Below are 11,945 nucleotides of genomic sequence, written 5' to 3' on the forward strand. Positions count from 1 at the left end.
TGATGGCGGCAGTGACAGTTTGGTCGCCTTGATAGACGTCGTTTGGAGCGACTACCGCGACAGAACCGCTCGACTGGTTTACACCAATGGTGATGGTCTGGCCGTTATCCAGGGTGACGGTCAGCGGGTTGGTGATGTTAGTTACCGGCGCGCCGTTTTTATCCACAAGGCTGGCGGTGTAAACGATATTGCCGCCTTCGCCCACAGTGTTGGTCGCGGTCAGGACCACATCGACCTTGTCGATGGTGTCGTTGATGGTCGTTGTCGCGCCGTTGCCGGCAACTTCCAGCTTCTCGAAGTTACCGCCTGTGGCGTCAGTGATCTTGACGGTCTGCGTGCTCTTGTCGATGAACACGTCATCGCTCGGTGCTGGGACGGTCACGGTGCCGACGGTATCGCCAGCCTTGATGGTGATGGTCGAGCCGTTGTCGAGTTTCAGCGTGACATCAGTGCCCGCTTTATTTGAAAGCGTCGCGGTGTAGGTAATCTGTCCGCCTTCGTTTGCCTCAGTCGGCGCGGTCAGCGTCACGGTCGTAGTGTCGATCGAGTCCGTAATCGTGGTGACCGCCGGGGCCGTATTCGGCACGAGGCTCTCGAAATTGCCGCCGGTCGCCCCGGTAATGGTGGTGCTGACGGTGCTGCCATTGACGTAGACATCATTCGGCGGGGTGTCGACAACCACGCTGCCAACGGACTCGCCCGCCTTGATCGTAATCACCGAGCCATTGCTCAAAGTGACAGTCACTGGCGTCTGCGCCGGGTTGGTCAAGGTGGCGGTGTAGGTGATCTGGCCGCCTTCGACAACCGTTCCGGTAGCGGTCAGCGAAACGTTGGTGGTGTCGACCGAATCAACAATCGTAGTAACGGCCGGAGTCGTGCTCGGCACCAGATTCTCAAAATTGCCGCCGGTCGCACCGGTAATAGTAGTGCTGACGGTAGAACCGTTGTTGTAGACGTCGTTAGCCGGGGTATCGACAACCACAGTGCCAGTGGACTCGCCCGCCTTGATGGTAATCACCGAGCCATTGCTCAAAGTGACAGTCACTGGCGTTTGTGCTGGGTTGGTCAGCGTAGCGGTGTAGGTAATCTGACCGCCTTCGGTTACGGTTTGGGCCGCTGTCAGCGAAACAGTGGTGGTGTCGACCGAATCAACAATCGTGGTAACGGCCGGCGTCGTGCTCGGCACCAGATTCTCAAAGTTGCCGCCAGTCGCGCCGGTAATAGTAGTGCTGACGGTAGAACCGTTGTTGTAGACGTCGTTGGCCGGGGTATCGACAACCACAGTGCCAGTGGATTCTCCAGCCTTGATAGTAATCACCGAGCCATTGCTCAAAGTGACAGTCACTGGTGTTTGCGCGGGGTTGGTCAGCGTGGCGGTGTAAGTGATCTGGCCGCCTTCGGTCACGGTCGAGCCGGCCGTCAGGGCGACGGTGGTGGTGTCGACTGAGTCAGTAATCGTAGTAACGGCCGGAGTCGTGCTCGGCACCAGATTCTCAAAATTGCCGCCGGTCGCACCGGTAATAGTAGTGCTGACGGTAGAACCGTTGTTGTAGACGTCGTTAGCCGGGGTATCGACAACCACAGTGCCAGTAGACTCGCCCGCCTTGATGGTAATCACCGAGCCGTTGCTCAAAGTGACAGTCACTGGTGTTTGCGCGGGGTTGGTCAGCGTGGCGGTGTAAGTGATCTGGCCGCCTTCGGTCACGGTCGAGCCGGCCGTCAGGGCGACGGTGGTGGTGTCAACGGAGTCAACAATCGTGGTAACGGCCGGAGTCGTGCTCGGTACCAGGTTTTCAAAGTTGCCGCCGGTCGCGCCGGTAATCGTAGTGCTGACAGTCGAGCCGTTGTTGTAGACGTCGTTGGCTGGAGTATCAACAACCACAGTGCCAGTGGATTCTCCCGCCTTGATGGTAATCACCGAGCCGTTGCTCAAAGTGACAGTCACTGGCGTCTGTGCTGGGTTGGTCAACGTGGCGGTGTAGGTGATCTGGCCGCCTTCAGTGACCGTCGAGCCTGCCGTCAGGGCGATGGTGGTGGTGTCGATGGTGTCGGTGACCTGGGTCACTGCCGGCGTGGTATCGATGTTCAGCACCAGGTTGTTGCCGCCGGTGGTACCGGTGACGTTGACGCTGATTTGGCTTGGGTCGATGTACGGGCTGTCGTTCGGGGCCAGGGGCACGTTGACGGTGCCAGTCAGTTGGCCCGACGGGATGGTGATCACTGCACCGTTGGACAGCGTGATGTTGAGGTTGCCGATCGGTGCCTGGGTCACGGTGGCGGTGTAGGTCAGTACGCCACCGGCTTCGGTAATGGTCGACGTGGCGCCCAATGTCAGCGTGGCGGTTTGCAGAGTCAGGCCACCGTTATTACCGCCAGGCTGGGCGCCGACGTTCTGGGTCAGTGCCGCGTTGGCCTGGCCCAGGCCCGCGGTCGGGAAGCCGATGGTCGGGTCAACGCGGCCGGCGGTCGCGTCCAGCACGACGAAGCTGTGGCCACCGCCTGCGGCGCCATTACCGGCAGCGGCTGGGCCTGCGGCAGCGGCTTCCAGGTCGGTGGTCGGGTCCGCGCCCGCGACGATGGCTTGTTGCAGCTCGGCAACCGAGGGCGCCGCGTTCTCGGCGGCAGCTGCCAGATCGACGGTGGAGTCCGGCAGGTCGGCGCTCCACTGGGTTTCCCGGCCCAGGTCCAGCGTGCGGCCGTCGGCCAGTTCCAGGCTCACAGCGCCCGACATGCCGGTGTCGACCTGGTCGCCTGCAAACAGGCGGTCACCTTCTACTAATACACGCCGCGTTCCTTCCGGAGAAATAACGAAAACTTGACCAACAATGCTTTTGACGATGGCAACAACACTGCTCATTAAAATTTTCTCCGGCGATCCGTTTCTGATGATTTCCATGTGGCCGCTCGGGGGGAGGGCCAAACAGGAGGGGCGTAGTCTGTAAAGATGGTTTCGTCAAATATTTGGCTAGATTTATTCGCGATCTAGTTTATGCCAAACTATTGACCTTATGACCGCCATCCTAAACAATTGGCCCCGTAATGTCACATTGATATTTATGCGGCGAACCGTCCTACATGTGTGAAGCAGTTCCGCTTTTTGAACTTTCCGACGTACGGTCATTACGGTAGCCATTATCCGACGCAGCGGCCTGAATCGCTGTGATTTGAGACAAGAAGTCCTGGGGAATTTTTTAATGCGTCTGCACCTGTTCAAGGCAATACCGTTCGTTCTCGCCGCCAGTTTCGTACAAGCCCAGACACTGCCCCAAGCCATGCAGCAGGCCTTGGACGTGCACCCGGAAATTCAAGCCGGTGTGAACAGCCGTATCGCCGCCGATTACCAACTGCGTGCAGCCCAGGGCGGTTATCTGCCTCGGGTCGACCTGAACGCCGGTTACGGCCGCGAAGGCACCGATAACTCCACTACTCGCGCCGCCAATGGCCCCAACGGCAACCACTGGGACACCCTCAACCGCGGCGAGTCCAGCCTGCGCCTGCAACAGATGATCTTTGACGGCTTCGCCACTTCCAGCGAAGTCGGTCGCCAGCAAGCCAACGTCAACTCCCGCGCCTACTCCTTGCTCGGCACCTCCGAGCGCACCGGCCTGACCGTTGCCCAGGTGTACCTGGATGTACTGACCCGTCGTGAGTTCGTGCGCCTGGCCGAAGAAAACCTGCGCAACCACGAACGCATCTACGATCAGATCAAACTGCGTACCCAGCGCGGCGTCGGCAACGGCGCCGACCAGGACCAGGCCGAAGCGCGTCTGGCCCAGGCCCGCAACAACCTGATCACCGAGCAGACCAACCTGGCCGACTCCGAGGTCAACTACCTCAGTGCCGTTGGCCAGATGCCCGACCAACTGGAGCGTCCGGCACCGTTCATGGCCATGCTGCCGGCAGACCTGAATGAGGCACGCCGCCAGATGCTCGACAACAGCCCGGTGCTGCGTTCGGCCGAGTCGGATATCTCCGCCGCCGAGAAGCAGTACGAAGCCGCCAAGTCCACCTTCTACCCGCGCTTTGACGCCGAGCTTGGCACCAACGCCGACAACAACGTCTCGGGTGACGCCAGCCACAACAACGGTTGGGAAGCCATGGTGCGCATGCGCTTCAACCTGTTTGCCGGTGGCAGCAACAAGGCTGACCTGCAATCCAAGTCGTACCAGGCCAACCAGGCCCTGGATATCCGCAACAACGCCCTGCGCCAGCTCAACGAAGAACTGGGCCTGGCCTGGAACGCCCTGAACAACGCCAACGCGCAGTTGCCGGTGGCCCAGCAGTACGTGGACCACAGCACCCGGGTGCGTACCTCTTATCAGCAGCAGTTTAGCCTCGGCCAACGAACCCTGCTCGATTTGCTCGACAGTGAGAACGAATTATTCACCGCTTCCCGTCGTCTGGAAGAGATCAAGAACATTCAGTTATTTACTCAGTATCGAATCAAGGCGACCATGGGCGAATTGCTCAAGAGCCAGGGAGTGGTCCCACCGATGGCCTCCGTCGTGCAGACCGACGTGAAGCCTAACGTCCAACTGCCTGGGATGAATTGAGTCGTCCCCATAGCCCCATCTGTTAGTCGAGAGTGCACCGCGTGGAATCCGAAGTCAGTCGAGTTCATCTCAACCATGATCCACGCACGCTGCACGACGACCCGTTACTCGACGGGTTGCTTGCGCTCTGTGCCCTGCACCAGAAACCGGCCAGCGCGGCCATGCTCACCACCGGCCTGCCGCTGCCTTCGCAGCGGTTGAGTGCCGAGCTGCTGCCCCGTGCAGCCGCGCGGGCGGGGCTACAAGGGCGGTTGTTGCAACGCAAGCTGGAACAGATCCCAACGATTGCCCTGCCGGCGTTGCTGCTGCTCAAAGAGGGGCGCAGTGCCGTGCTGGTAGGCTGGCAAGGCGAAGACGAAGCCCGCATCCTGCTCAGCGAAAGCGACGGTGGTGAAGTCATCATCAAGCGCGAGTTACTGGCTGGCGATTATGCCGGCAAGGTTTTCTTCGCCCAACCGCAGCACAAATTCGACGTCAACCACGGCACCCTGATTCCTCGTGCGCGTTCGTGGTTCCGGGACACGCTGATGCGTTCGCGCTGGCTCTACACCGACGCCATTGCCGCCAGCTTCCTGATCAACATCATTGCGATGGCCGCGCCGCTGTTCGTGATGAACGTGTACGACCGCGTGGTGCCGAACCAGGCCACGGCCACCCTGTGGGTGCTGGCAGTGGGCATCTGCGGTGCCTATCTGTTCGACCTGATCCTCAAAAGCCTGCGCAGCCTGTGCCTGGACCTGGCCGGTAAAAAGACCGACCTGATTATCTCGGCCACGCTGTTCGAGCGTATTGTCGGCATGTCCATGAAGTACCGCCCGGCACGGGTCGGCAGCTTCGCGCAGAACATCCACGAGTTTCAGAGCTTGCGCGATTTCCTCGCGTCACTGACCCTCACCAGCCTGATTGACCTGCCCTTCACTCTGCTGATCTTTCTGGTCATCGCCATTCTCGGCGGGCACCTGGTGTGGATTCCGGTGCTGGCGTTCCCGATTGCCCTGGGCATCGGCTATGCCCTGCAGAAACCACTTGTTGCGACCATGGAGCGCACCATGGCCCTGGCCGCCGAGCGTCAGTCGAGCCTGATCGAAACCCTCGCCGGGCTGGACGCAGTCAAGGTCAATAACGCCGAGAGCGAGCGCCAGTACGGTTGGGAACAGACCATCGGCACCTTGAGCCGCCTTGAACTGCGGGTGAAGTTGCTGTCGGGCCTGTCGATGAACATGACCCTGCTGATCCAGCAACTGGCCGGCGTGATCATGATCGTGTTCGGTGTGTACCAGATCATCGACGGTAACCTGAGCATGGGTGGCCTGATCGCCTGCTACATGCTCAGCGGCCGCGCCTTGAGCCCGTTGGCTTCGCTGTCGGGCCTGCTGACCCGTTACCAGCAAGCCAAGGTCACCATGATGTCCACCGACCAGATGATGGAGCTGCCCCAGGAGCGCAATTTCGAAGAGCGCCCCATGAGCCGCCGCACGCTGCAAGGCGCCATCGAATGCCGGGGCCTTAATTTCACTTACCCGAATCAACAGAACGCCGCGCTGAAAAACATCAACCTGGTGATCAAGCCCGGCGAGAAAATCGGCATCATCGGCCGCAGCGGCTCGGGCAAAAGCTCCCTGGCCAAACTGATCGTCGGCCTTTATCAGCCGGACTCCGGCGCCTTGCTGGTGGATGGTGTGGATGTGCGCCAGATCGACGTCAGCGAACTGCGCCACAACATCGGTTACGTGGCCCAAGACATCCAACTGCTCGCCGGTACGCTGCGCGACAACCTGGTGTGCGGTGCACGCTATGTCGAAGACGAAATGGTCCTGCAGGCCGCCGAACTGGCCGGCGTGCACGAATTCGCCCGCCTGCACCCGCAGGGTTATGAGCTGCAAGTCGGCGAGCGCGGGCAAAACCTTTCCGGCGGCCAGCGCCAGAACGTTGCCCTGGCCCGTGCATTGTTGCTCAACCCGCCCATCCTGCTGCTGGACGAACCCACCAGCGCCATGGACAACACCGGTGAAGAGCGCCTGAAACAGCGCCTGCAAGCCGTGGTGCAAAACAAGACCATCGTGCTGGTCACTCACCGTGCCTCACTGCTCTCGCTGGTGGACCGCCTGCTGGTGGTCGACCGTGGGCAGATCCTCGCAGACGGCCCGAAAGCCGTGGTCATGGAAGCGTTGAAAAAGGGGCAGATCAGTGTTGCTTAACTCCATCAAAAGCGCGGTCGGCCGCTATTTCAAAGGTTCTGATTCGCTGCAGGGTCAGCCCCTGCCCGAAGTCAACAAAGCACTGGTCGAAGATGCGCCGCGGGTTATCCGCCTGACCATCTGGGCGATCATCGCGTTCTTCATCTTTCTGGTGACGTGGGCGGGCTTCTCCAGTATCGACGAAGTTACCCGTGGCGACGGCAAGGCAATCCCCTCGTCCAAGTTGCAAAAAATCCAGAACCTGGAAGGCGGTATCGTCTCCGAGTTGTACGTCAAGGAAGGCCAGGTGGTGGAAGCCGGCGCGCCGTTGATTCGCCTCGATGACACGCGTTTTGTTTCCAATGCCGGTGAAACCGAAGCCCTGCGCCTGGCCATGCAACTGCGCGTCGAGCGCCTGAGTGCCCAAGTGGATGACCGCCCGCTGAACATCCCCGACGATGTGCTCAAGGCCGCGCCCAACCAGGCTGCCAGCGAGCGCTCGTTGTATGACAGCCGCCGCCAGCAGTTGAAGGACGAAGTCGGCGGCTTGCAGGAACAACTGGTGCAACGCCAGCAGGAACTGCGTGAATTCACCTCCAAACAAAGCCAGTACCGCAGCCAGTTGTCCCTGCAACGCCAGGAAATCAACATGTCCGAACCGCTGGTGGCCCAGGGTGCGGTGTCGCCGGTGGAAGTGCTGCGCCTCAAGCGTGCCGAGATGGAAACCCGCGGCCAGTTGGACGCCACTACCCTGGCGATCCCCCGGGCCGAATCGGCGATCAAGGAAGTACAACGCAAGATCGACGAAACCCGTGGCAAGTTCCGCAGCGAAGCGCTGACCCAGCTCAACGAAGCCCGCACCGAACTGAACAAGGCCGAGTCCACCGGCCGCGCCCTGGAAGACCGGGTCAGCCGTACCCTGGTCACCTCGCCCGTGCGCGGGATCGTCAAGCAATTGCTGGTCAACACCGTCGGCGGCGTGATCCAGCCGGGCAGCGACATGGTAGAGATCGTGCCGCTGAACGACACGCTGCTGGTGGAAGCCAAGATCCGCCCGCAAGACATCGCCTTCTTGCACCCGGGGCAGGAAGCGATCGTCAAATTCACCGCCTATGACTACACCATCTACGGCGGCCTGAAAGCCAAGCTCGAACGCATCGGTGCCGACACCATCACCGATGAAGACAAGAAAACCACCTACTACATGATCACCCTGCGCACCGACCGCAGCCACTTGGGAACCGATGAGAAGCCGTTGTTGATCATCCCGGGCATGGTCGCGTCGGTGGACATCATCACCGGCAAGAAGAGCATCCTGAGCTACCTGCTCAAGCCGATCATCAAGGCGCGGGCAGAGGCGTTGCACGAGCGGTAATTTGTATCGCCTGTACGAACCTCATCGGGAGCAAGCCCCCTCCCACACTCGACCGCATTCCTATGCTGGAACTCGGTCAAGTGTGGGAGGGGGCTTGCTCCCGATAGGGCCATCAGCCTCACCACACAACCCCGCACCTAATGCATATAGATATTCTTTAACGGTATTTAATCGCCAGTTCTTATATCTATAAAGTCACTCCCCAGTCCGACCGGGAGTGCCCACATGTCCGCCACCTCTACTGTTCCAACAGCGACCTCAACCGCCCAGCTCTTCGAGATCCGCCCACTCCCTGGCAGCGTCGGCGCCGAGATCATCGGCCTGGACTTGTCGCGCCCGGTCAACGACCAGGACTTCGCCCGCATCCACCGCGCGCACCTGGACCATCATGTCGTCGTGTTCCGTGACCAACGCATCACCCCCGAACAACAGATCGCCTTCAGCCGCCGTTTCGGTGTGCTGCAGATCCATGTGCTCAAACAATTCCTGCTGGCCAATCACCCGGAAATCCTGATTGTTTCCAACATCATCGAAAACGGCCAATCCATCGGCCTGGGCGATGCGGGTAAGTTCTGGCATTCGGACCTGTCGTACAAGGAACTGCCTAGCCTGGGTTCGATGCTGCACGCCCAGGAGTTGCCTTCCGAAGGCGGCGACACGCTGTTTGCCGACATGCACAAAGCCTGGGACCAACTGCCTGAACATTTGCGCAAAGCGGTGGAGGGCCGCAGCGCTGCCCACTCATACACGGCGCGTTACAGCGAAACCAAATTCGAAGGCAACTGGCGCCCGACCCTGACCCCCGAGCAACTCGCCCAGGTTGCCGAAGTAGTGCACCCCATTGTGCGCACCCACCCGGAAACCGGGCGCAAGGCGTTGTTTGTCAGCGAAGGCTTCACCACGCGCATTGTCGGCCTGCCGGAAGACGAAAGCCGCGATCTGCTGGCCCAGTTGTACGCCCACAGCGTGCTGCCGCAACACATCTACCGTCACCAGTGGCAGCCCCACGACATGGTGTTCTGGGACAACCGCTCGTTGATTCACCTCGCCGCCGGCTGCCCGAGCCACCTGCGGCGCAAGCTGTTTCGCACCACTATCCAGGGCGATGCGCCGTTCTGAATCCTATTCCCGGCAAGAGAGATGAAATGAACGCGCCCCTGCAAGGCCACGCGGCCAGCACTCTGAATACGGCTCAACCGTTGTTGGCGGTGGACAACGTCAGCCTCGAATACCGCACGCCTGAGCGTGTGGTGCGAGCCACTCACCAAGTCAGTTTCGAGATTGATCCGGCCGACCGCTACGTTTTGCTCGGGCCATCGGGCTGCGGCAAATCCACGTTGCTCAAGTCCATCGCCGGGTTTATCAAACCCTGTGAAGGTGAGATCCGCCTGTTGGGGCAAAAAGTCGAACAACCAGGCCCGGACCGTATCGTGGTGTTCCAGGAGTTCGACCAGCTGCCGCCCTGGAAAACCGTCAAGCAGAACGTGATGTTCCCCTTGCTGGCGTCTAAAACCCTGAAGCGTCGCGAAGCCGAAGAACGGGCGCTGCACTACCTCGACAAAGTCGGCCTCAGTGCGTTCGCCGAGGCTTATCCGCACACCCTGTCCGGTGGCATGAAAGCCCGCGTGGCCATTGCTCGCGCCTTGGCCATGCAGCCGAAAATCCTGCTGATGGACGAACCCTTTGCCGCCCTCGATGCCCTGACCCGCCGCAAGATGCAGGAAGAATTGCTGCGGCTGTGGGAAGAAGTGCGCTTTACCCTGCTGTTCGTAACGCACTCCATCGAAGAAGCCTTGGTGGTGGGCAATCGCATTCTGTTGCTGTCGCCCCACCCCGGGCGGGTGCGTGCTGAAGTCCACAGCCATCAATACGACCTGCACAGCCTTGGCGGTGTGGAATTCCAGGCATCGGCGCAGCGCATTCATCGCCTGCTGTTCGACGAAGCGCCTGAAGCCGAGCGCGAGTTGGGTTTCGCCGATATCCGCATCGCTTACTGAAAGGGGCTGCCCATGCGTCAGGAATTTGAAATCAACCTCGAACCGCTGCTCAGCGTTCCCGTGGAGCGCGAGCTGCCGTTGCGTCAACGCCTGTGGCAACAAGGCTGGCTGCGCAAAGGCTTGATCCTGGTCGTGCTGGCGATCCTCTGGGAAGCTGTCGCGAGTTATCAGAACAACGACCTGTTACTGCCCAGCGTTCTGCAAACGGCTCAGGCGCTGTTCGACGGCCTGCTCAGCGGTGAACTGCTGAGTAAGGTCCGCATCTCGCTGGCGGTGTTGATCAAGGGTTACCTGATCGGCATCGTACTGGCGTTTGCCCTGACCACGCTGGCGGTGTCGACCCAGCTGGGTCGCGACCTGCTGAGCACGCTGACCTCGATGTTCAACCCGCTGCCGGCGATTGCGCTGTTGCCGTTGGCGCTGCTGTGGTTCGGCCTGGGGCAGAACAGCTTGATTTTCGTGCTGGTGCATTCGGTGTTGTGGGCCTTGGCGCTGAACACCTACTCCGGTTTTCTCGGTGTCTCCGAAACCCTGCGCATGGCTGGACGCAACTATGGGCTCAAGGGCATGCGCTTCGTGCTGTTCATCCTGATCCCGGCGGCGCTGCCTTCGATCCTGGCCGGCCTGAAGATCGGCTGGGCATTTGCCTGGCGCACCCTGATCGCCGCCGAGCTGGTGTTCGGCGCCACCAGCGGCAAGGGCGGGTTGGGGTGGTACATCTTCCAGAACCGCAATGAGCTGTACACCGACAAGGTGTTTGCAGGGTTGGCCGTGGTGATCTTGATCGGCCTGTTGGTGGAAAACCTGGTGTTCAACACCTTCGAACGGCTTACGGTGAAGCGTTGGGGCATGCAGCGCTCCTGACCCTGCTAGGATTGCACCCCATTCACTCCCCACTGATCACGAGTGCTTGGCATGCAACTACCGGATATGAACCTGCTGGTCGCCCTCGACGCCTTGCTCGACGAGGGCAGCGTAGTGGGTGCCGCTCGCAGGATGAACCTCAGCCCCGCCGCCATGAGCCGTACCCTGACACGTATTCGCGAGGCCGTGGGCGACCCGATTCTGGTGCGCGCCGGACGTGGCCTGGTGCCGACGCCCAAGGCTATTGAGCTGCAAGGCCAAGTGCGCAACGTGGTGGAGCAGGCGGCGCTGCTATTCCGCTCGGCGGATCAAGTGGATCTGAGCACCTTGCGCCGCCGTTTCAGCGTGCGTGCCAATGACTTCTTTATCGGCGTGTATGGCGGTCGGCTGTTCGACACCATGGAACGCATGGCGCCGTTGTGCGAGCTGTGCTTTGTGCCCGAGGGCGACACCGACGACGAAGCGCTACGCGAGGGGCGGCTGGATCTGCGCGTGAGCAACACCATGCCCGCCAGTCCTGAAGTGAAAGTGCAGAACCTGTTCTCCACCACCTTCATCGGCCTGGCGCGGGAAGGTCACCCGCTGTTTGACGAAGAGATCACCGCTGCGCGCTTTGCCAGCTATTCCCACATCAGTATTTCGCGGCGCGGCATCTCCCGTGGCCCGATTGATACGGCGCTGAATGCGCAGGGCCTGGAACGCCGCGTGTCGATGATCGCCCCTGGTTTCCATGGGGCAATGTTCATGTTGCCCGATTCCGACCTGATCCTGCCGGTGCCGAAGGAAGCGCTCTACAGCGCCAATCGCTTGAACCTGCCTCTGCGGGCTTTCCCGCTGCCGATCTCACTGCCGACCTTGGTCTTGGCTCAATCCTGGCACCCTCGCTTCGACAAAGACCCGGCCCACAAATGGCTGCGCGAGACCATGCGCGCGAGTTGCCATGCCACGTGGCTGGAGGCCCAGCCGACCTGATTCCTGA

8 protein-coding genes are annotated in these 11,945 nt (G+C 60.7%); 7 read left to right on the forward strand and 1 reads right to left on the reverse strand.

What is annotated here, in order from left to right:
* Positions 1-2,857 (reverse strand): retention module-containing protein (locus JBE38_RS07300; RefSeq protein ID WP_205344021.1); only part of this gene is annotated, 2,857 nt, incomplete at its 3' end.
* Between the two features lie 337 nt (positions 2,858-3,194).
* On the opposite strand from JBE38_RS07300, the gene JBE38_RS07305 reads away from it, so the two are divergent.
* The 7 genes from JBE38_RS07305 (at position 3,195) to JBE38_RS07335 (ending at position 11,938) form a co-directional block, all read left to right on the forward strand.
* Positions 3,195-4,553 (forward strand): TolC family outer membrane protein, encoded by a 1,359-nt coding sequence (locus JBE38_RS07305; RefSeq protein WP_060755470.1) that lies wholly within the window; start codon positions 3,195-3,197, stop codon positions 4,551-4,553.
* 41 nt (positions 4,554-4,594) lie between these two features.
* A complete protein-coding gene (locus JBE38_RS07310) occupies positions 4,595-6,751 on the forward strand; it encodes a type I secretion system permease/ATPase (protein ID WP_060755566.1) in 2,157 nt (718 codons plus the stop codon).
* A complete protein-coding gene (locus JBE38_RS07315) occupies positions 6,741-8,105 on the forward strand; it encodes an HlyD family type I secretion periplasmic adaptor subunit (protein ID WP_060755471.1) in 1,365 nt (454 codons plus the stop codon). The genes JBE38_RS07310 and JBE38_RS07315 overlap by 11 nt, the downstream gene beginning before the upstream one ends.
* Positions 8,106-8,330: 225 nt before the next feature.
* Positions 8,331-9,224 (forward strand): TauD/TfdA dioxygenase family protein, encoded by an 894-nt coding sequence (locus JBE38_RS07320; protein WP_205344022.1) that lies wholly within the window; start codon positions 8,331-8,333, stop codon positions 9,222-9,224.
* A gap of 26 nt (positions 9,225-9,250) precedes the next feature.
* Complete coding sequence (locus JBE38_RS07325; RefSeq protein WP_060755473.1) at positions 9,251-10,102, forward strand: ABC transporter ATP-binding protein; 852 nt, start codon at positions 9,251-9,253, stop codon at positions 10,100-10,102.
* A 12-nt stretch (positions 10,103-10,114) separates the two neighbouring features.
* Positions 10,115-10,966, forward strand: a complete 852-nt coding sequence (locus tag JBE38_RS07330) for an ABC transporter permease (RefSeq protein WP_205344023.1) — start codon at positions 10,115-10,117, stop codon at positions 10,964-10,966.
* A gap of 51 nt (positions 10,967-11,017) precedes the next feature.
* Entirely contained in the window at positions 11,018-11,938 is a 921-nt protein-coding gene (locus JBE38_RS07335) for a LysR family transcriptional regulator (RefSeq protein WP_060755475.1), read from the forward strand.
* The last annotated feature ends 7 nt before the right edge of the window (positions 11,939-11,945 follow it).

It is taken from the genome of Pseudomonas sp. ICBG1301 (assembly GCF_016918385.1).
Lineage (GTDB): Bacteria > Pseudomonadota > Gammaproteobacteria > Pseudomonadales > Pseudomonadaceae > Aquipseudomonas > Aquipseudomonas palleroniana.